This is a genomic window from Haemophilus sp. 27098_8_127 (assembly GCF_041433495.1).
GTDB lineage: Bacteria > Pseudomonadota > Gammaproteobacteria > Enterobacterales > Pasteurellaceae > Haemophilus_D.
In genome coordinates this window covers 142,071-163,510 of record NZ_JAPWBP010000002.1, presented here as the reverse complement: position 1 = coordinate 163,510, position 21,440 = coordinate 142,071, and the positions used below count along the sequence as shown (strand labels likewise).

The window sequence follows — 21,440 nt, the reverse complement described above, 5'->3', positions numbered from 1 at the left end:
TACATTTAATTTTATGATCTAAGTCATAAATTATTAACATTCTTTTGATCTATGCTAGAATTTTAGTAGGAACAATAGTTGGGACTTTATGATGAAGCGAATTCTTCTTTTTTTATTTTTTATTTTTACTGCACTTTCCACTCAAGCCGGTCTTTTTGATAAGAAACCGGCTTTCTTACCTGTGGATGACGCTTTTCAATTTTCAGCTGCAAAAAGCGAGAATCAAGAAAATGTGATCGTTAATTGGTCGATAGCAGAAGGGTATTATCTCTATCAAGAGAAAATTTCTGTGAAGCTCAACCATGAGGAAACCTCATCATTTGATGTACCGACATTTTCTATTTCACCTGAAGATTATAACGATCCTTATTTTGGCTTAATGAAGATTTTCAAAAAGCCCGTGCAAGCTATTTTTAAAGCAAGCCACCCGCCATTAAAAGCCGAAGATGTGGTTGAAATTGCTTACCAAGGTTGTACATCGGGCTTTTGTTATCCGCCTGAAGTGAAAGAAATCAAAGTGGCGGATTTGCCGGTTGCACAGATCGCCAATACTGAAAAAACATCAGAAAAATCGACCGCTCTTTCCGCACAACCTAAAGCAGAGCAAGATCGTTTAGCGGAAAGCTTATTTAATAACAAATATGCCGTATTTGGCTTTTTCTTATTGGGCTTAGGTTTGGCTTTTACCCCTTGTGTGTTGCCAATGCTGCCGTTACTTTCAGCGATAGTAATTGGTCAAAATCAACGTCCTAATATGTGGCGTGCCTTTGCATTAAGTTTTGTGTATGTACAGGGGATGGCGCTGACTTACACCTTGTTAGGCTTAATTGTGGCGGCAATTGGTTTGCCATTCCAAGTAGCGTTGCAACATCCTTACGTGATGATTGGCTTATCAATCATCTTTGTCTTGTTAGCGTTGTCGATGTTCGGTGTATTTACCTTACAGCTCCCAAGTTCCTTACAAACAAAACTGTCTTTACTTAGCCAACAGCAAAAAGCTGGAGCCTTTGGTGGCGTGTTCTTAATGGGGATGATTGCGGGGCTTGTGGCTTCACCTTGCACATCAGCACCGCTTTCTGGCGCATTGCTTTATGTGGCGCAGAGTGGGGATTTATTCACTGGCGCGATCACGCTTTATTTGCTTGCGTTGGGCATGGGCGTACCGCTGATTTTAATCACTTTATTCGGGAATAAAATCCTGCCTAAATCAGGCATGTGGATGGAAACCGTTAAAAAGCTCTTTGGCTTTGTGATGCTCGCGTTACCAGTATTCTTAATTTCTCGTATTTTGCCGGATGAATGGACACCAAGATTATGGGCGATGCTGGGTACCGCATTTTTCATTTGGTTTGCGTTCCAAATGCCGAAAAATGGCACCGGTTGGGTATTCCGAATTCTCTTTTTAGTGGCAGCCATGATTAGTGTTAAACCGCTTCAAACTTGGGTTTGGGGTGAAAGCCCAGCACCAAGTGCGGTCGAAAATAAGGCGGTTTCTCATGTTGAATTTAAACAAGTGAAAAGCGAAGCTGAATTGCAACAAGCACTTGCTGAAAATAATAAACCGCTTGTGATGCTCGATCTTTATGCAGATTGGTGTGTCGCTTGTAAAGAGTTTGAAAAAGAGACATTCAGCGATCCTAGTGTACAAAAAGCCTTTGGCGACATGCTGCTTCTTCAGGTTGATATGACAAAAAACTCCGAAGAAAACCGTGCTTTAATGACAAAATATAAAGTGTTAGGTTTACCGACTATTTTGTTCTTTAACCGAGATGGAAAAGAAATTGAGGGGAGTCGTGTTAACGGATTCATGCCGCCCGTTGAGTTTTTACAATGGATTGAGAAAATCAGTAAAGCGTAAAATTATTTCCTAATAGTAAAAAGTCCTTTTCGATTTGAGGTATTGTTTGGCTTCGAGTTAATCATTAATATACACCCCGTTCTCAAATCACTTTTTATTTTTATTAGGAAAACTTTATGAAAAACTTAGAAAAATACTCTCCGTATGTTTTAGCTTTATTACGTATCGTCTCCGCGTATATGTTTATTTTACACGGCACAGCGAAATTCTGGGAATTCCCAATTTCGATGACGGGCGGTAACGGCGCAGTGGGCGATCCACTGATGATTGTTGGTGGAGTAATCGAGATTGTTGGTTCAATCCTATTAATTTTGGGTTTATTTGTTCGTCCTGCGGCATTTATCCTTTCAGGTCAAATGGCTTATGCGTATTTCTTTATGCACGCTGCAGGTAAAGGGAATTTATTTTTCCCAATCGCGAACGGTGGTGAACTTGCTTTACTTTACTCTCTCGTGTTCTTCTATTTTGTGTTTGCGGGTGCTGGCGCATTTTCTCTAGACAATCGCAAACGTTAATCAATTATCTCATTCATTTGTTGCTCGCATTTCGCGGGCCTTTTTGTTTTTAAAATAGATTAAATAAATCACCGCACTTTTAAGTGAGCTTACCAGAAAAATTTTTTCTATATAAACGCAAACGTTTGCGCTATAATTCCCCCCGCTTATTTTTAACCATTTAATGAAAGGAAAATGTAATGACAGATCGTCCAATTCGTCAGGCTTTACTGAGTGTTTCTGATAAAACTGGTATCGTAGAATTTGCTCAAGGCTTAGTACAGCGTGGTGTAAAACTACTTTCCACAGGCGGTACCGCAAAATTATTGGAACAACATGGTTTACCGGTAACAGAAGTGTCTGATTATACGGGATTCCCTGAAATGATGGACGGTCGTGTGAAAACCTTACATCCAAAAGTACATGGCGGGATTCTTGGCCGTCGTGGTACAGATGACGCTATCATGCAGCAACATGGCATCGAAGGCATTGATATGGTCGTCGTGAATTTATATCCATTTGCCGCTACCGTGGCTAAACCAAATTGTACGTTAGAAGACGCAGTAGAAAATATCGATATTGGTGGACCAACCATGGTGCGTTCTGCAGCGAAAAATCATAAAGATGTGGCGATCGTGGTGAATAATCATGATTTTAACAACATTCTTGCTGAAATGGATAAACACCACAACAGCCTAACACTTGAAACTCGTTTTGACCTGGCGATTAAAGCATTTGAACATACCGCTCAATATGATTCTATGATTGCCAACTATTTTGGACAAATGGTGAAACCGTATCATGTAGCAGAGGAAGAAGACGCAAATGCGAAGTGCGGTCAATTCCCACGTACTTTAAACCTTAACTTCGTGCGCAAACAAACCATGCGTTACGGCGAAAACTCCCATCAAAATGCAGCCTTCTATGTTGATTTAAATGTGAAAGAAGCAAGCGTAGCCACCGCTCATCAATTACAAGGTAAAGCCTTGTCTTACAATAATATTGCTGACACCGATGCAGCACTTGAATGCGTGAAAGAATTTGATGAGCCGGCTTGTGTGATCGTTAAACACGCAAATCCATGCGGTGTGGCTTTAGGTAAAGATATTTTAGAAGCCTACAACCGCGCTTACCAAACCGATCCAACTTCTGCATTTGGCGGCATTATTGCTTTCAACCGTGAATTAGACGAAAAAACAGCGACTGAAATCGTGGAGCGCCAATTTGTTGAAGTGATTATTGCGCCGAAAGTATCAGCTGAAGCGCAAGAAGTGGTGAAACGTAAGAAAAATGTTCGTTTACTTGAATGTGGTGAATGGACATCACGTTCTGAACGTCTAGATTTCAAACGTGTAAACGGCGGTTTATTAGTACAAGATGCGGATTTAGGCATGGTTGGCGTGGATGATTTAAAAGTGGTAAGTAAACGTCAGCCAACTGAACAAGAATTAAAAGACTTATTATTCTGCTGGAAAGTGGCGAAATTTGTGAAATCGAATGCCATTGTTTACGCCAAAGACAATCAAACTATCGGCATTGGTGCAGGCCAAATGAGCCGCGTATATTCTGCGAAGATTGCAGGGATTAAGGCACAGGATGAAGGTTTAACCGTAGCCGGTTGTGTGATGGCATCTGATGCGTTTTTCCCATTCCGTGACGGTATTGATGCGGCGGCGAAAGTAGGGATTCAATGTGTTATCCATCCAGGTGGTTCAATGCGCGATCAAGAAGTTATTGATGCCGCGGATGAACATAATATGGTGATGGTATTAACTGGAATGAGACATTTCCGTCATTAATCTAAACGCCCTTTTCCCCTTTCAGATTAAAGAGAGGGGATATTTAGCAATAAATTACTTGGAACAGAACAAATGAATATTCTCATCATCGGAAATGGCGGTCGTGAACACGCCTTGGCTTGGAAAGCTGCACAATCTCCATTAGCGGACAAAGTTTTCGTCGCACCAGGCAACGCGGGTACAGCATTAGAACAAAAAGTAGAAAACGTGGATATTTCTGCGACAGATATCCCTGCCTTAGTGAAATTTGCTCAAGATAAACAAATTGGATTAACCATTGTTGGTCCTGAAGCTCCATTAGTGATAGGGGTAGTTGATGCATTTCGTGCAGCTGGATTAAAAATTTTTGGCCCAACTCAAGCGGCTGCACAATTGGAAGGTTCAAAAGCATTTACCAAAGATTTCCTCGCGCGTCATAAAATCCCAACGGCAGAATATCAAAACTTCACCGAAGTAGAACCTGCATTGGCGTACTTGCGTGAGAAAGGTGCGCCAATTGTCGTAAAAGCAGATGGTCTGGCGGCGGGCAAAGGCGTAATCGTTGCAATGACATTGCAAGAAGCGGAAGACGCTGTGCGTGATATGCTTTCTGGCAATGCCTTTGGCGAAGCGGGTAGCCGAGTGGTGATTGAAGAGTTTTTAGATGGCGAAGAAGCCAGCTTTATCGTCATGGTGGACGGTAAAAACGTCGAGCCTATGGCAACCAGTCAAGATCATAAACGCGTGGGCGAAAATGATACAGGTTTAAATACTGGTGGCATGGGAGCGTATTCGCCTGCACCAGTGGTGACACCTGAAATTCATGATCGCATTATGCGTGAAGTGATTTATCCAACGGTTAATGGCATGGCGGCAGAAGGCAATGTTTACACCGGTTTCTTGTATGCGGGATTAATGATCATGCCAAATGGTCAGCCGAAAGTAATTGAATTTAACTGCCGTTTTGGCGATCCAGAAACACAGCCAATTATGCTACGCCTTGAATCAGATCTCGTTGAGCTTTGCCTTAAAGCTTGCGAGGGAAAATTGGATGAAGTGAAATCCCAATGGAATCCAAAAGCGTCCTTGGGTATTGTGTTAGCCGCGGAAGGCTATCCAGGCGATTATCGCAAAGGTGATGTGATTAGCGGTTTACCACAAAGTGTGGTCGAAAATGAGAAAGTTTTCTTGGCTGGTGTCGCAGAAAAAGAAGGCAAATTAGTTACGAATGGCGGTCGCGTGCTTTGTGCTACTGCATTAGGCGAAAGCGTATTTGAAGCGCAACAAAAAGCCTTAAAACTCGCTGAGCAAATTCAATGGGCAGGGCGTTTTTATCGTCGAGATATTGGCTATCGTGCCGTTGCTCGTGAGCAGCAAAAATAACTACATTTAATGTTAAGGGATCGAATGGATTATAAAAATAAAGAATTATGTCGTCTTCGCACAATCAGTTTTTTTCTGACTTTACATAAAGATAAAACGCAATGGGAAGACGCCCTTTATTCGATAAAACGTGATGTGGATTTGTTATTGCCAGCTGTGCAGAAAGCAGGTTATACCTTGCAATCGATTCGGGTCATTACCAATCCTTTTGGTGAATATTTGGATTTAACCAATTTGCAAACAGCAAAAGCAGATTTGCAGTATTTAACAGAGTTACTGAATAAGTTTAATGAAAGTGGCATTCGTCTTCGATTTGCGATAGGTGCGGCGAGAAGTAAAGAGGAAATTGCGTTATTGCCAGAGTTAATCGCAGCTTATGGCGACTTGTGTAATGCTTGTGTTAATGTGCCATTAGATGAAAATGGCGTGTTAGATAATGAACTTATCGAACAATCTGTTTATGCTGTACAACGAATTGCAAATATCACACCACGTGGCGAAGGTAATTTTAACTTTACGGTGAATTTTAATTGCAAGCCATTTATTCCTTATTTCCCTGCCGGTTATCATCTAAGTCATTTACCAAATAGTTTTGTCATTGGGTTAGAAACACCTGATTTATTAGTCGAAGTATTAAAATCTGTACCAAAATCGTCTCATAATCAATTTTATGCGGATTGTTATCGCGCAATGTCGCAAGCGCTGCAATATCATGTAGATCAAGTGTTAGAGATGCTAAGTGCGGTCAAATTATCGGGCGAATTTGAATTTGCAGGGATTGATAGTTCGGCGGCACCATCGAAAAATTGTTCATCCATGACAAAAATCTATGAATTAATGGGATTACCTTATTTTGGTGCGGCTGGTTCAGTAGAGGTTTCTGCCTTACTGACAAAAGTGTTTAAATCAATCCAACATGTGCCATTGATTGGGTTTTCCGGATTAATGTTGGCGGTGACGGAAGATTTAGGTTTAGCCGAAGGAACACAAAAACACTATTTTGATATTCGTGCTTTACTGACGTATAGCTCTGTATGTGGTATCGGTTTAGATACGGTTCCTGTGGCGGGAAATGCTAAGGCTGAAAGCATCGCGGCGATTATGCGTGATACGGGGACGATGGCATTTCGCTTAAATAAACCGCTAACCGTGCGTTTATTCCCTATTCCGAATAAGGTTGCAGGTGAAATATCAGAATTTGAGAGTGATGATTTATGTAACTGCCGCCTTTTGCGTATTCCGGATTAAATAAAAATTTCCCTACTTTGTTGTGATGAATGTTATCCCTACTGACAATAAAAGGAGTATCTTATGAGAAAGTTAATATTGGGTAGTTTTGTAGCAGTATTATTAACAGGTTGTGCTGGGGCTTCAAATGTTTCACAAAGCTCAACGTTAGATGGCGAATGGATTTGTCATACTATCCCGACGAAAGATAAACAAACTTATGATCGTTTAGATCATTTTGTCTTGAAATCTGATGGAACAGGTATGTTGCGAGGTATTTCGAGTATCGAATTAGATAAAGAAAGCACAATTCGTTATTTAACCAAAGGCAAGGTGAAATGGGTTGCTCAAAATAATGTCTTGAGTTTTGATTTTATCAATCGTTCTATGGTACCGGCTCATAGTAAAAATGTGGCTAAAGTCATCAAGCAAAATAAAGCCCTACAAAAACAAGAAAAAGAAGAGCTGGCTGCATTTTATAGTAAATCTGCCAATCATACAGATATGCCAATTGAGTTGAAAAAAAATGGCAATCAACTTATTCTCGGTAAGGATTATGCGACCTGCCGACGAGTAACAGAGAATGACAAGGACATTCAGTTATTGAATAAGTGGTTTGTAAAGAAATAGGGTCGATTAAGAAAAACAAATACGATTTCAACCGCACTTTATTTTTAGGTGCGGGGATCTGATTAATAAAAGGAGAGTTATGATGAGAAAATTAGTATTAAGTAGTCTTATCGCTGTATTGTTATCAGGATGTGCAACGGCGCATCAACAAACTGAACAGGAAAAAGCCTTAGTGGGCGATTGGATTTGCCATGTAAAACCTGCAGCCAAATCTCCTTTACCTGTAGAGCATTTTGATTATGTCACCTATCACGCAGATCAAACTGTGCTTCTACGTGGTATTTCACAGATTGATACAAAAGAAGGCTGGATGCGTTATTTATTGCAAGCTAAAGCTAAATGGCAGGCAAGTGATGGTAAGTTAAGTTATGACTTTACGGATCGTCTATTTAAAACCGCCCATTCACCACAAGTCGCGAAAATTATTGAACAATCTCCAGAATTTAAAGAATTAGATAAGGAATTTGTTTCACCTTGTAATAACTGCGGTAATCATTTGGATATGAAGATTAAAATGAAAAGCCTAACAAGGATGACCAATTTTAATACATATACGAAAGAAACCAGCCAATGCCGTAAACTGGGTGCTGGCGAGAAAACAAAAGAAGTTAAACTAATTGAGAAATTAGTGAAAGAAAAAGGCTCGATTTAGATAAATGAATGTTTTTCATTGTAATAATGAAAAATATGATCGAAATTTTTGATTAAGTTTTTACTTGGAAACAGGTAAACTATACACAAATAATTCAAACAACGAGGAAAACACAATGTTTAAAAAAAGTATGAACATCGCTGATTACGATCCGGTTCTATGGCAAGCCATTCAGGGCGAAAATCGTCGTCAAGAAGAGCATATCGAGCTTATCGCATCTGAAAACTATGCGAGCCCACGCGTAATGGAAGCGCAAGGTTCACAGTTTACTAACAAGTATGCTGAAGGCTACCCAGGTAAACGTTACTACGGCGGTTGTGAGTACGCAGACATTGTAGAGCAGTTAGCGATTGATCGTGCTAAAGAGTTGTTTGGTGCGGATTATGTAAACGTACAACCACATTCTGGTTCACAAGCTAATGCGGCGGTATATGGTGCATTAATCAATGCGGGCGATACCATTTTAGGGATGGATTTAGCACACGGTGGTCACTTAACCCACGGGGCGAAAGTGAGCTTCTCCGGTAAAATCTATAATTCTGTGCTTTATGGTATTACGGCTGATGGTTTAATTGACTATGAAGATGTCCGTCAAAAAGCATTAGAGCACAAACCAAAAATGATTGTGGCAGGTTTCTCTGCTTATTCTCAAGTGGTAGATTGGAAAAAAATGCGTGAAATCGCGGATGAAGTAGGCGCGTATTTATTTGTGGATATGGCACACGTTGCAGGTTTAATCGCAGCAGGTTTATATCCAAACCCATTACCATATGCACATGTTGTCACAACAACTACCCATAAAACCTTAGGTGGTCCACGTGGCGGTTTAATCCTTTCTTCTTGCGGTGATGAAGAGCTTTATAAACGCTTACAATCTTCTGTTTTCCCTGCAAACCAAGGTGGTCCATTAGTTCACATTATTGCCGCGAAAGCAGTATGTTTCAAAGAGGCGTTAGAACCAGCTTATAAAGAATACCAAGCAAACGTAATTAAAAATGCGAAAGCAATGGTGGAAGTGTTTAAACAACGCGGTTATGACGTGGTTTCAAATGGTACAGAAAACCATTTATTCTTAGTGAGCTTCATCAAACAAGGCTTAACCGGTAAAGCGGCTGATGCTGCGTTAGGTAAAGCGAATATCACGGTGAATAAAAACTCAGTACCAAATGACCCACAAAAACCATTTGTGACCTCTGGTATTCGTGTCGGTACACCAGCAGTGACTCGTCGTGGTTTTAATGAACAAGACTGTCGTGAGTTAGCCGGCTGGATGTGTGATGTATTAGATGCATTAGGCAAAGAAAACGAAGAACAAGTGATTGCAGCAACCAAAGAAAAAGTATTGGCAATCTGCAAACGTCTTCCAGTTTACGCATAATGCTGATTCAGCTTTTATTTGTGATGTTAGCGGCGGTAAATATCGCCGCTTATTTTTTAATGTGGAAAGACAAAGTCCGCGCGGTTCGTCATGGTTGGCGAATTTCTGAAAATACCTTCTTTCTATTAAGCCTTCTTGGTGGTTTTATTGGTGTTTATTGCGGGATGAAACGCTTTCGTCATAAAACCAAACACTTCAGTTTTAAATTTGTTGTTATTCTCAGTGCCTTTATTTGGTTGATCTTAATGCCTTATTGGTATTTCTTTCTTGAATAATGTTGAGTACAGAATGACTTTCAGTAATAAAAAAGCCTAGAAAATCTCTCTAGGCTTTTTAGTATGCGATTAGACTACTTAAAAATGAGGCGTCGATTTCGACTTTTCTTCACTTGTGAAAGTGTAATTAATCCTAACACAATGACATAAACAGCAAAAATAAAGACGAGCCATTGCACCATCGTGATGCCGAAAAGTGACCATTGGCTTTCATTACAGCTACCTGTTGGATTGAACATCGCAGGTAGCCATTTATGGAATGGTAATGTTCCTGGAAAGTTTGGTATAAATTCACATTGTTTCCATGGCGCAGGGTTCATTTGTAAATCAAGGTGACGAATGGAAATCATTAATCCTTTGATTGCACTAAATAAACCCACAATAAGAGCAAGAATGCGGACAATAAGCGAACTAGGGGCTAAGGCGCCGATAAAACCAGCAATAAATAACCCTACCATAGCTAAACGTTCGTAAACACAAAGTACGCAAGGTTGTAAACCCATGCCGTATTGAAAGTAAAGTGCGGTCGATTCTAAGGCAAATGCGGAAAATGACAAAAAGATCCACGCTGAACGTTTAAGGGATAATTGCTTAAAAAAGTCGAGCATTCTTTCTCCTTATGCTTCATTAAATTGGAAGAATTAAGCCAAGGTTTGCAAGCCAAATCGTCATTCCTGGTAGGATAAATTCGATTGCAAGGAAACCAACTAGCGTTAATACGATAGTGTAAGGCAATGCCATGTAGACCATTCTACCATAAGAAAGTTTAATTAACGGTGCAAGCGATGATGTTAATAAGAACAAGAATGCGGCTTGACCGTTTGGTGTAGCGACAGAAGGTAAGTTTGTACCTGTATTGATTGCTACCGCAAGTAATTCAAATTGGTGCGGTGCAATTGCGCCTGTCGCAAGGGCATGTTTCGCTTCATTGATATAAACTGTTGCTACGAATACGTTATCAGAAATCGCAGAAAGTAAACCATTGAAACCGTAGAATAATGCTAACTGTGTTTTCTCTTCAGAACTTAATACAAAGTGAATAATTGGCGCAAAGAGTTTTTGATCGATAATCACCGCAACGACAGAGAAAAATACGACTAATAATGCAGTGAAAGGTAAACTTTCTTGGAATGCTTTACCAATAGCGTGTTCATCAGTTACACCAGTAAAGGTTGTTGCAAGGATAATCACACTTAAACCAATCATGCCTACAGCCGCTAAATGGAAGGCTAAACCTAAGATCAACCAAACCGCGATAATAGCTTGGACAGAAAGACGAATCTTATCTTGTTTAGACATTTTTTGTGCATTTTCGCGATCTAAATCCGCTAAGACTTGCCATACTTCTTCTGGTAGTTTTTCGCCATAACCGAATGCTTTAAATTTTTCAACTAAAATACAAGTGAGTAATCCACAGATAAAGACAGGAACAGTGACTGGTGCCATACGGAAGAAAAATTCAATGAAATTCCATTTAGCTTGTTCTGCAATGATTAAGTTTTGTGGTTCGCCCACCATGGTCATTACACCACCGAGTGCAGTCCCCACGCCAGCGTGCATCATTAAACTACGTAAGAAAGAGCGGAATTTTTCTAAGGTTTCGTGATTATTGATTTTGTTATCATCAGAAATATCAACCGCATCCTGTAGGTTTTTGCCTGATGCCACTTTGTGATAAACCCCATAGAACCCCATGGCAACACTGATAATGACCGCTACAACTGTTAGCGCATCTAAGAAAGCTGAAAGAAATGCTGCACTGAAACAGAATGCTAAAGAGAGGACGATTTTAGAACGAATGCGCACTAATAGTTTGGTGAAGACATAAAGCAAAAGTTGCTTCATAAAATAAATACCAGCCACCATGAAGATTAAAAGTAAAACCACTTCAAAGTTTGCTACGATCTCTGCTTTAACGTGTTCCGCATTTGTCATACCAATAGCAATGGCTTCAAATGCTAATAAACCACCTGGTTGAAGAGGGTAACATTTTAATGCCATGGCTAGAGTGAAAATAAATTCTGCGACGAGTAACCAGCCTGCAAAAAATGGGCTGACAAAAAAGAATAAAATGGGATTAATTACCAAGAAGGCAATAATAGTTAATTTATACCAATCAGGGCTTGAACCCAGAAAGTTTTTCATAAATGCTTGTGTGTAAGTCATATTGAACTCCGCTTTTTTATAGTCCTGTCATTGTAATATATACTGCTTTAAAGGATAATAGACCAGTTAAAGATTTATTCAATAAATCACATTTTTTTGATCTTTTTAGACTTTTTTATATTTATTTCATACTCATGCAAACAGATAATACCCTTTTACGGGCTCAAAGCCCAGCCGCACTTGCCGAAGAATATATTGTTAGAAGTATTTGGGATAATGTATTTCCCGCAGGCACCAATCTTCCTTCTGAGCGTGATTTAGCTGATAAAATCGGCGTCACACGTACTACATTACGCGAAGTATTGCAGCGTTTGGCTCGTGATGGTTGGCTTACCATTCAACACGGCAAGCCGACAAAAGTCAATGATATTTGGGATACAGCCGGCCCAAGCATTATTGAAACCTTAATTACTTTAGATCGTCAAAGTGCGCCATTAATCATTGAAAATATGTTGTCATTGCGTAGCCGCATGTCAGAATCTTATATTTATGAGGCAGTAAAAAATTCACCTAAAGCTTCAGCAGCCTTGTTCAAAGGGATGGATGCTTTAGAGAATACCGCTGAAAGCTACATGGAATTTGACTATACTTTATTCCGTCAATTTACGGTTATGGCAAATAAACCTTTTTATCGTTTAATTTTCAATAGCTTGCGTGGGGTTTATCATAAAATTGGTTTGCTATTCTTTAGTGATGAAAAACATCGCCAAGTGACACATGATTTTTATGTAGAATTGCGTGATATTTGTGAAAGAGGTCAATCCGATTTAGTGGTGGAATGTATTCGTAAACATAAGCAAGTGACTTCCGCCTACTGGCGAGCCATTTTAGAAAGCTTGCCAAAAGATTTAGCAACAGAATAATATTAAAAGTGCGGTTGAAAATGACCGCACTTTTTCCTTATATCAAAGACTCAATATTATGCGTATTCCAAGAATTTATCACCCAGAATCCCTTAAAAATCAATCTACTTGCCAACTTTCAGAGGATGCGGCTAATCACGTAGGACGTGTACTTCGTATGACTGAAGGTGAGCAAATTGAATTATTTGATGGAAGTAATCATATTTATCCAGCAAAAATTATTGAAGCGAGCAAAAAAGCCGTTAAAGTGGAAATTCTTGGTTGTGAATTAAGTGATAAAGAGTCGAATTTACCGATTCATTTAGGGCAGGTTATTTCACGTGGCGATCGAATGGAATTTACCATTCAAAAGTCCGTGGAATTGGGCGTGAACGTGATTACACCATTGTGGTCGGAACGCTGTGGGGTGAAGTTGGATGGTGAACGCATGGATAAGAAAATCCAACAATGGCAAAAAATTGCCATTGCGGCTTGTGAACAATGTGGTCGTAACGTTGTGCCAGAAATTCGTCCGTTAATGAAATTACAAGATTGGTGTGCTGAAAATGACGGCGCGTTGAAATTGAATTTACATCCAAGAGCCCAATATTCTATTAAAACCTTGCCTTCCATTCCAAAAGAAGGGGTTCGTTTGCTTATTGGTTCAGAAGGCGGTTTATCACCTCAAGAAATCGCTCAAACTGAACAACAAGGATTTACTGAAATTTTATTAGGAAAGCGTGTGTTACGCACAGAAACCGCTTCGTTAGCGGCTATTAGTGCGTTACAAATTTGTTTTGGAGATTTGGGATAATGATGGATTTACAAGGGCAATTTTTAATTGCGATGCCACAGTTGGAGGATTATTTCCAAAATACTGTGGTGTATATGTGCGAGCATAATGAGCAAGGCTCAATGGGCTTGGTGATTAATCAACCCACCGATTTAAGCATTGCTGAACTGTATTCAAAAATGAATTTTATGATGAAAAATGACCGCACTTTTAGCAATGAACTTGTGCTTGCAGGTGGGCCGGTACATTCTGAGCGTGGTTTTATTTTACATAAGAAAGCCGAGAAAGAATTTGAGCATAGTTATAAAATTACCGATGAGATGTTTCTTACCACTTCGGCAGATATTGTGGAAACCTTTGGTTCAGAGGATGCGCCCGAAAAATATCTTGTTGCTCTCGGTTGTGCAAGTTGGACAGCAGGACAGTTAGAACAAGAGATTGCAGATAATGCGTGGTTAGTGGCACCTGCGTCAGACACCATTTTATTTGAAACCATTTATGAAGATCGTTATCCTGCAGCGAATCAATTATTGGGGATTAATCCTCATAATTTCGTCTTTTCACAGGTAGGGCATAGTTAATGGGCATCACGGCAATCGCGTTTGATTTTGGTACAAAAAGCATTGGTTGTGCAGTCGGGCAAAGTATCACAGGAACAGCTCAAGCTTTGCCTGCATTTAAAGCGCAAGATGGCATTCCCAATTGGGATGCCATTGAAAAATGTTTAAAGGATTGGAAACCCGATGTTATTGTGGTGGGATTGCCCTTAAATATGGATGGCACTGAGCAAGATTTAACACTTCGTGCGAAAAAATTTGCCAACCGCTTAAATGGTCGTTTCGGTATCAAAGTGGAACTGCAAGATGAGCGCTTAACGACGGTTTCTGCACGTGATGAAATTTTCCAGCGTGGAGGTTATCGCGCTCTCAATAAAGGCAAAGTAGATGGGATCTCTGCTTGCTTGATTTTAGAAAGTTGGTTCGAAAACTATTCAGAATAAGCCAAAAATAAACCGCACTTTAAGGTGCGGTTTGTTGTATTTATGAGTTTATTTTTTTAGCCAAATCAGACTCGCCATTCTTCCTGTTTTGCCATCTCGACGATAGGAAAAGAAACTCTCTTTTTCAGTGAATGTGCAATGCTCCCCACCGTAAATTTGGGTAATACCTAATTTGTTGAGGCGTTGAGTAGCAATTTGATAAAGATTGCCGAGGTATTTTCCTGATTCATTCAGATCGGGTCGAAAAGCCGTTTCTGCAATTGGGTCAAAAGCCATAAATTGCTCAATCACTTCTTTGCCAACTTGGAATGCATTAGGGCCGATAGCAGGTCCAAACCACGCAATAATCTCTTCGGGGGCTGATTGGAAACATTTCACTGTTTCTTCTAATACACCATCACAGAGTCCACGCCAGCCCGCATGTGCTGCAGCCACTTCAGTGCCTTGTTTATTGGTGAATAAAACTGGCAAGCAATCAGCCGTCATGACCAAACATACTTGGTTAGGTTGATTGGTGTAAACCGCATCGGCTTCTAAATGATTGCCCTCATAAGGCACCGTGATTACACGAGTGCTGTGTGTTTGAGTTAAAAACAACGGGAAATGTGGCAGATTAAATTTTTCGACCAATAAAGTGCGGTTAGTTTTGACCGCACTTTTATCGTCTTCGACATGATCGCCTAAATTGAAACTCTCGAAAGGCGGCAGGCTTACACCACCTTCTCTTGTGGTTGTAAACGCTTGGATATGTGGTGGAACATTCCAGTTTGGAACAATGGTTTTCATCTTAATAATCTAACTCGTCTTTATGTTCGAGGTAATCCGCTTTTAACGCATGCAGTAATTCGACAAAGTCATCCGGCAATGGCGCATACCATTCCATCATTTCTCCCGTAATCGGGTGAGCTAAACGCAACATAACCGCATGTAAGGCTTGGCGTTTAAAATTGCGTAGTACTTCAGTGAAGGCTTCGCTTGCATTCTTAGGTGGGCGAGGACGGCCTCCGTAAGTTTGATCACCTAATAATGGATGTGCGATATGCGCCATGTGCACACGAATTTGGTGAGTGCGCCCCGTTTCTAAACGTAAGCGTAAACGCGTGTAATTACGGAAATTCTCCATAATGCGATAGTGCGTCACAGCCGGTTTACCCATTGGGTGAACCGCCATCAATGTGCGTTTTGTCGCGTGGCGAGCCATTGGCTGATCTACTGTGCCACCTTTGGTCATAATGCCACTGGCGACGGCTTCGTATTCACGAGTGATCTTACGTTTTTGTAAGTCACGTACAAGTTTGGTTTGTGCTGGAATGGTTTTAGCAACAACCATGAGACCCGTTGTGTCTTTATCTAAACGATGCACAATCCCTGCGCGCGGTACTTCCGCAATAGGTGGATAGTGATAGAGTAGCGCATTAAGCACGGTACCATCCGGATTGCCTGCACCAGGGTGAACCACGAGATCTTTAGGTTTGTTAATCACGATAATATCGTCATCTTCATAAACGATATTGAGCGGAATATTTTGTGGCTCAAAACGGTTTTCATCTTCCACTTCTACCGAAATTTCAATTTGCTCTCCGCCATAAACTTTTGCACGGGGAATATCGGCAATTTCACCGTTCATTTTTACCTGTTTTGCTTCAATCCAGGTTTTTAGACGCGAACGGGAATATTCTGGGAACAACTCTGCGAGGGTTTGGTCTAAACGCTGTCCCATTTGTTCGGGCTGAATTTCAGCCGTTAAGGTAATTTGTGGCATAAAAAATCCATCTAAAAATTTAAAAAGTTGGCTTATTGTGTAATGTTCTATACAATATTCGCTAATTGTAACTTATTTATTGATTTTCGTAAAAATTAAGGAAAAAAGAATGCGTAAAATAAAATCTCTTGCACTTATTGCATTGACCTCATTCGCGATTGCAGCTTGTAGCAGTGGTAATAAAGAAGTAGAACAAGCTTCTGTTGATGATCTTTATGCAAAAGGGGCAGCAGCATTGCAAGAAGGAAGCTATTCTGACTCGATTCGTTATTTAAAAGCAGCAACAGAGCGTTTCCCTGGTAGTACTTACCAAGAGCAAGCAATGCTTGATTTAATTTATGCAAACTATAAAACGCAAGATTACACCGCAACGTTGGTAACCGTAGATAACTACTTACACCAATTCCCACAAAGTCCAAACCGTGACTATGCAGTGTATATGGCGGGTTTAACTAACTTGGCAACGGCTGATAACATGATTCAAGACTTCTTTGGTATCGATCGTGCAACGCGTGAAACAACTTCAATGAAAACGGCGTTTTCAAACTTCCAAAGCTTAGTGCGTGCGTTCCCAAATAGCCCATATTCACAAGATGCAGTAGCACGTATGGCATACATCAAAGATTCATTAGCTCGTCATGAATTAGAAATTGCAAAATTCTATGCAAAACGTGATGCATGGGTAGCTGTAGCAAACCGTGTAGTGGGTATGTTACAACAATATCCAGATGCCAAAGCGACTTACGAAGGTTTATTCTTAATGAAAGAAGCCTATGAAAAAATGGGTTTACAACAATTAGCGAGTCAAACTCAACAAGTCATCGATGCGAATAAAGATAAACAATTTGCGGACGTGAAAAAACCGGAAGAGTCTGATTTAATTCAACCGGTTAAAAAATAATCCCGTCCCTTGTGGGACGTGCTTGAATAAGCAAAATTATTCAAATAAAGGCTAGTCAAACCAATCAAATTGAGCTAGTATAAATTTAAAAGATTTCCTGGGGTGTTCGTGGATGGGTTATGTCCCTGAGCCGATACTTAGAACTTTATAAATCGGTTTCCCGCCATTGGTGTGTAGGCTTGACCTTTGACTTTGTCATTGGACTAAAGAAACCTAAAAATGGCCTTACCGGTTTCCTTGGACCGTCGGGTTCAAGGACTACTACTCGTAGCGGCACTCTGGGACCTTCCTTTAAAATCCATTCTTTCTAATCGAATGAAATCAACACAGCAAACGCTTCGCAATCAACTCCGTCAACAAATTCGTAAAACACGAGCAAATTTGACCGCACTTCAGCAACAACAGGCGGAAGATTCCATCACTCAGCAAGCTCTTGCATTCATTGAAGAACGAAATGCGCAGCATATTGCCTTGTATGTTTCCTTTGATGGAGAAATCTCCACGGATAAACTTATCAAAATTCTTTGGGCGCAAGGTAAACAGGTTTATTTGCCCGTCTTGCATCCTTTCAATCCGAATCATCTTTTGTTTTTACGTTATTTGCCAGATACCCCGATGCTGAAAAATAAATTTAGCATTTGGGAACCTAAACTCAATGTGCAAAATGTCTTGCCTTTGGATGAATTAGATATTCTTTTTACGCCACTCGTCGCGTTTGATAAACAGGGGAATCGCCTAGGCATGGGCGGTGGTTTTTATGATCGCACCTTACAACATTGGCAGAAATCTCCTTTTATCCCCGTGGGATTAGCCCATCAATGTCAGCAAGTCGAACAGCTTCCAACAGAAGCGTGGGACGTGCCACTTCATCAAATCTTAGTCGCTTAAACCTATCAAGAAGTAAAGTTTGATAGAAAAAATTAAAAATTGTCGATTTTTTCTCTTGAAATACCAAAAAAGGGTCTTATTTAATAACTCGTAAAGGGGGATGACCCCAAGAATTTAATCAGGAGAAGATAAGCATATGAATATTGAAAAATTTACCACAAAATTTCAACAAGCACTCAGTGAAGCACAATCATTGGCGCTAGGTAAAGATAATCAGTTTATCGAACCAGTGCATTTATTGACCGCACTTTTAAATCAACAAGACGGTTCAATTGCACCAATTTTAACGACCAGTGGCGTGAACGTGGCATTATTGCGTAATGAATTAAATGCCGAATTGAATAAATTGCCACAAGTGTCGGGTAATGGCGGTGATGTGCAAATTTCCCGTCAATTACTTAACTTATTGAATTTATGTGACAAATTAGCTCAACAAAACCAAGATAAATTTATTTCCAGTGAATTGTTCTTATTAGCTGCGCTTGAAGAGCGAGGCGCATTAAATGACATTTTGAAAAAATGTGGTGCGAAAAAAGAACAAATTTTACAAGCGATTCAACATATTCGCGGAGGACAAAGCGTGAACGATCAAAATGCAGAAGAAAGTAGACAAGCTCTTGAAAAATATACGATTGATTTAACTGCTCGTGCTGAGAGTGGCAAACTCGACCCGGTTATTGGTCGTGATGAAGAAATTCGTCGAGCCATTCAAGTATTGCAACGTCGTACCAAAAACAACCCAGTATTAATCGGTGAGCCTGGTGTAGGTAAAACCGCTATCGTGGAAGGGTTGGCACAACGTATTGTCAATGGTGAAGTGCCAGAAGGCTTGAAAAATAAACGAGTCCTTTCTTTAGATATGGGGGCCTTGATTGCAGGTGCAAAATATCGTGGTGAATTTGAAGAACGTTTAAAAGCGGTATTAAATGAACTTGCAAAAGAAGAAGGCCGCGTGATCCTCTTTATTGATGAAATCCATACCATGGTTGGTGCAGGTAAAACTGACGGTGCGATGGATGCAGGTAACTTATTAAAACCAAGTTTAGCTCGTGGTGAATTACACTGTGTGGGTGCAACAACGTTAGACGAATATCGTCAATATATCGAGAAAGATGCGGCGCTTGAACGTCGTTTCCAAAAAGTCTTTGTAGATGAACCAAGTGTAGAAGATACCATCGCGATCTTACGTGGTTTGAAAGAGCGCTATGAGATCCATCACCATGTAGATATTACTGACCCGGCAATCGTGGCAGCAGCAACACTTTCGCATCGTTATATTTCCGATCGTCAATTGCCGGATAAAGCTATCGACTTAATCGATGAGGCCGCTTCTAGCATCCGTATGGAAATTGACTCTAAACCTGAGCCGCTCGATCGTCTTGAGCGCCGTATCATCCAATTAAAATTGGAACAACAGGCATTACAAAAAGAAGAAGACGAAGCAAGCCGTAAACGTTTAGACATGTTAGAAAAAGAACTTTCTGACAAAGAACGTGAATATGCTGAACTTGAAGAAGTCTGGAAATCAGAAAAAGCGGCGCTTTCCGGTTCTCAACACATCAAACAAGCGTTAGATGCAGCGAAAACCGAAATGGAACAAGCGCGTCGTGCTGGCGATTTAAGCAAAATGTCTGAGCTTCAATATGGTCGTATTCCTGAATTGGAAAAACAACTTGCAGCCGCTGAAACCGGTGAAGGCAAAGAAATGAGCCTATTACGCTATCGTGTGACAGATGAAGAAATTGCGGAAGTACTTTCTAAAGCAACGGGTATTCCTGTTTCCAAAATGATGGAAGGAGAGAAAGAAAAACTCTTACGTATGGAAGAAGAATTGCACAAACGTGTGATCGGTCAAGAAGAAGCAGTTGATGCCGTCGCGAACGCAATTCGTCGTAGCCGTGCAGGGCTTTCTGATCCTAACCGCCCAATTGGTTCTTTCTTATTCTTAGGTCCAACTGGTGTAGGTAAAACCGAGCTTTGCAAAACTTTAGCTAAATTCCTGTTTGACAGCGAAGATGCGATGGTGCGTATCGATATGTCAGAGTTTATGGAAAAACACAGCGTATCTCGTTTAGTGGGTGCACCTCCAGGCTACGTAGGCTATGAAGAAGGTGGTTACTTAACTGAAGCAGTTCGTCGTCGTCCATATTCGGTGATTTTGCTTGATGAAGTGGAAAAAGCCCATGCGGATGTATTCAATATCTTGTTACAAGTATTGGATGATGGTCGTTTAACTGATGGTCAAGGTCGTACTGTGGACTTCCGTAACACCGTGGTGATTATGACCTCTAACTTGGGTTCTGATTTGATCCAAGGTAGCAAAGACGAAAGCTATGGCGAAATGAAAGCCTTAGTGATGTCAGTGGTGAGCCAACATTTCCGTCCGGAATTCATCAACCGTATTGACGAAACTGTGGTATTCCACCCACTTGGTAAAGACAACATCCGTGCGATTGCAAGCATCCAATTAGAACGTTTAGCAAAACGTATGGAAACTCGTGGTTACGAATTAGTGTTTACTGAAGCTTTATTAGATTTCATTGGTGAAGTGGGTTACGACCCAATTTATGGGGCGCGTCCATTAAAACGTGCAATCCAACAAGAGATCGAAAACAGCTTGGCACAACAAGTTCTATCTGGTCAATTATTACCAGGTAAAGTAGTCACAGTGGATTATGTGGATGGCAAAGTTCAAGCCAGACAATAATTTGTAAAATGAAAAGCCATTTAGTGAAAGCTAAATGGCTTTTTTATGCTTTGGTAAAAGATAAAATAGGGTAGAATGACGCTGTGTATTGCGTATAAAAATGAGGAAAAAAATGACCGCACTTTTAAAAATTGGTTTGGTTTCAGTATCAGATCGTGCATCAAGTGGTGTGTATCAAGATCAAGGGATTCCAGAATTACAACAATGGTTAGAGCAAGCGTTGGTAGACCCTTTTGAAGTGGAAACGCGATTAATTCCAGATGAGCAACCATTAATCGAACAAACTTTGAAAGAATTAGTGGATGAGCACCATTGTCATTTAGTGCTCACAACGGGCGGTACAGGTCCGGCAAAACGTGATGTGACACCTGATGCCACGTTAGCAGTAGCCGATCGTGAAATGCCTGGATTTGGTGAGCAAATGCGTCAAGTGAGTTTACATTTTGTGCCAACAGCGATTCTATCTCGTCAAGTTGGTGTGATTCGTAAAAACAGTCTCATCTTGAATTTACCTGGTCAACCAAAAGCCATCAAAGAAACCTTAGAAGGCGTGAAAGATGAACAAGGCAAAGTCTTAGTGAAAGGGATTTTTAGTGCAGTGCCTTACTGTTTGCAATTAATTGATGGTATTTATATTGATACCAAACCTGAAGTGATTACAAGCTTCCGCCCGAAAGCCGCGCGCCGTGAAAATTTGGAGAAATAA

The 21,440-nt window shown here is 40.5% G+C and carries 21 protein-coding genes and 1 other RNA gene; 18 read left to right on the top strand and 4 right to left on the bottom strand.

The features are described 5' to 3' along the window. Nucleotides 1-91: 91 nt before the first annotated feature. The 9 genes from O3746_RS03410 to O3746_RS03370 all read left to right on the top strand — a co-directional run bounded on the left by O3746_RS03410 (nucleotide 92) and on the right by O3746_RS03370 (nucleotide 9,675). The gene (locus O3746_RS03410; protein WP_049369543.1) at nucleotides 92-1,858 is read left to right on the top strand and encodes a protein-disulfide reductase DsbD; all 1,767 of its coding nucleotides are present in this window, start codon (nucleotides 92-94) and stop codon (nucleotides 1,856-1,858) included. Nucleotides 1,859-1,974: 116 nt separating this feature from the next. After that, nucleotides 1,975-2,373: a DoxX family protein gene (locus tag O3746_RS03405; RefSeq protein WP_049369542.1), complete on the top strand. Its 399-nt coding sequence runs from the start codon at nucleotides 1,975-1,977 to the stop codon at nucleotides 2,371-2,373. 179 nt (nucleotides 2,374-2,552) lie between these two features. Beyond that, entirely contained in the window at nucleotides 2,553-4,151 is a 1,599-nt protein-coding gene (gene purH, locus O3746_RS03400; protein ID WP_049369541.1) for a bifunctional phosphoribosylaminoimidazolecarboxamide formyltransferase/IMP cyclohydrolase, read from the top strand. A 72-nt stretch (nucleotides 4,152-4,223) separates the two neighbouring features. Beyond that, nucleotides 4,224-5,513, top strand: a complete 1,290-nt coding sequence (gene purD / locus O3746_RS03395) for a phosphoribosylamine--glycine ligase (protein ID WP_295673274.1) — start codon at nucleotides 4,224-4,226, stop codon at nucleotides 5,511-5,513. Between the two features lie 24 nt (nucleotides 5,514-5,537). Then, nucleotides 5,538-6,761: a DUF711 family protein gene (locus O3746_RS03390; RefSeq protein ID WP_295673272.1), complete on the top strand. Its 1,224-nt coding sequence runs from the start codon at nucleotides 5,538-5,540 to the stop codon at nucleotides 6,759-6,761. 63 nt (nucleotides 6,762-6,824) lie between these two features. Then, nucleotides 6,825-7,370 (top strand): hypothetical protein, encoded by a 546-nt coding sequence (locus tag O3746_RS03385; RefSeq protein ID WP_049384566.1) that lies wholly within the window; start codon nucleotides 6,825-6,827, stop codon nucleotides 7,368-7,370. 79 nt (nucleotides 7,371-7,449) lie between these two features. Beyond that, nucleotides 7,450-8,022, top strand: a complete 573-nt coding sequence (locus O3746_RS03380; RefSeq protein ID WP_239658986.1) for a hypothetical protein — start codon at nucleotides 7,450-7,452, stop codon at nucleotides 8,020-8,022. A gap of 115 nt (nucleotides 8,023-8,137) precedes the next feature. After that, nucleotides 8,138-9,400 carry a serine hydroxymethyltransferase gene (glyA, locus tag O3746_RS03375; RefSeq protein WP_049364889.1) on the top strand — a complete coding sequence of 421 codons (1,263 nt, stop codon included), beginning with the start codon at nucleotides 8,138-8,140 and terminating at the stop codon, nucleotides 9,398-9,400. Then, nucleotides 9,400-9,675, top strand: coding sequence for a DUF1294 domain-containing protein (locus O3746_RS03370; RefSeq protein WP_049372809.1), 276 nt, complete (start codon nucleotides 9,400-9,402; stop codon nucleotides 9,673-9,675). Before glyA ends, O3746_RS03370 begins: the two co-directional genes overlap by 1 nt. 74 nt (nucleotides 9,676-9,749) lie before the next feature. Here the strand turns inward: O3746_RS03370 and dsbB are convergent, their stop codons facing one another. Continuing rightward, a complete protein-coding gene (gene dsbB, locus O3746_RS03365) occupies nucleotides 9,750-10,283 on the bottom strand; it encodes a disulfide bond formation protein DsbB (RefSeq protein WP_049384565.1) in 534 nt (177 codons plus the stop codon). A 19-nt stretch (nucleotides 10,284-10,302) separates the two neighbouring features. Continuing rightward, nucleotides 10,303-11,841: a Na(+)/H(+) antiporter NhaB gene (gene nhaB / locus O3746_RS03360; protein ID WP_371447796.1), complete on the bottom strand. Its 1,539-nt coding sequence runs from the start codon at nucleotides 11,839-11,841 to the stop codon at nucleotides 10,303-10,305. Between the two features lie 134 nt (nucleotides 11,842-11,975). Between nhaB and fadR the strand changes: the two genes are divergently transcribed. The 4 genes from fadR to ruvX are packed head-to-tail and all read left to right on the top strand — an operon-like array spanning nucleotide 11,976 to nucleotide 14,476. Continuing rightward, nucleotides 11,976-12,704, top strand: a complete 729-nt coding sequence (fadR, locus tag O3746_RS03355; protein ID WP_197559718.1) for a fatty acid metabolism transcriptional regulator FadR — start codon at nucleotides 11,976-11,978, stop codon at nucleotides 12,702-12,704. A 58-nt stretch (nucleotides 12,705-12,762) separates the two neighbouring features. Then, nucleotides 12,763-13,497: a 16S rRNA (uracil(1498)-N(3))-methyltransferase gene (gene rsmE / locus O3746_RS03350; RefSeq protein ID WP_197559717.1), complete on the top strand. Its 735-nt coding sequence runs from the start codon at nucleotides 12,763-12,765 to the stop codon at nucleotides 13,495-13,497. Continuing rightward, nucleotides 13,497-14,057, top strand: a complete 561-nt coding sequence (locus O3746_RS03345) for a YqgE/AlgH family protein (RefSeq protein WP_197559716.1) — start codon at nucleotides 13,497-13,499, stop codon at nucleotides 14,055-14,057. The genes rsmE and O3746_RS03345 overlap by 1 nt, the downstream gene beginning before the upstream one ends. Further along, complete coding sequence (gene ruvX, locus O3746_RS03340; RefSeq protein WP_014064097.1) at nucleotides 14,057-14,476, top strand: Holliday junction resolvase RuvX; 420 nt, start codon at nucleotides 14,057-14,059, stop codon at nucleotides 14,474-14,476. Before O3746_RS03345 ends, ruvX begins: the two co-directional genes overlap by 1 nt. A 48-nt stretch (nucleotides 14,477-14,524) precedes the next feature. Here ruvX and pgeF read toward each other — a convergent pair whose 3' ends face one another. Further along, nucleotides 14,525-15,262, bottom strand: coding sequence for a peptidoglycan editing factor PgeF (pgeF, locus tag O3746_RS03335; RefSeq protein ID WP_197559715.1), 738 nt, complete (start codon nucleotides 15,260-15,262; stop codon nucleotides 14,525-14,527). A 1-nt stretch (nucleotide 15,263) separates the two neighbouring features. Continuing rightward, on the bottom strand, nucleotides 15,264-16,238 hold the full coding sequence (rluD, locus tag O3746_RS03330; RefSeq protein WP_178410914.1) for a 23S rRNA pseudouridine(1911/1915/1917) synthase RluD: 975 nt from the start codon (nucleotides 16,236-16,238) through the stop codon (nucleotides 15,264-15,266). Nucleotides 16,239-16,347: 109 nt separating this feature from the next. Between rluD and O3746_RS03325 the strand changes: the two genes are divergently transcribed. From O3746_RS03325 to mog, 5 genes are all read left to right on the top strand, one after another. Then, entirely contained in the window at nucleotides 16,348-17,139 is a 792-nt protein-coding gene (locus tag O3746_RS03325; protein WP_005697879.1) for an outer membrane protein assembly factor BamD, read from the top strand. 91 nt (nucleotides 17,140-17,230) lie between these two features. Beyond that, nucleotides 17,231-17,428: non-coding RNA, 6S RNA (gene ssrS, locus O3746_RS03320), on the top strand. 26 nt (nucleotides 17,429-17,454) lie between these two features. Then, nucleotides 17,455-18,027, top strand: a complete 573-nt coding sequence (locus O3746_RS03315) for a 5-formyltetrahydrofolate cyclo-ligase (RefSeq protein ID WP_197559714.1) — start codon at nucleotides 17,455-17,457, stop codon at nucleotides 18,025-18,027. Between the two features lie 136 nt (nucleotides 18,028-18,163). Then, on the top strand, nucleotides 18,164-20,734 hold the full coding sequence (gene clpB / locus O3746_RS03310) for an ATP-dependent chaperone ClpB (RefSeq protein ID WP_070590420.1): 2,571 nt from the start codon (nucleotides 18,164-18,166) through the stop codon (nucleotides 20,732-20,734). A gap of 112 nt (nucleotides 20,735-20,846) precedes the next feature. Then, nucleotides 20,847-21,440, top strand: a complete 594-nt coding sequence (gene mog, locus O3746_RS03305) for a molybdopterin adenylyltransferase (RefSeq protein ID WP_049362318.1) — start codon at nucleotides 20,847-20,849, stop codon at nucleotides 21,438-21,440.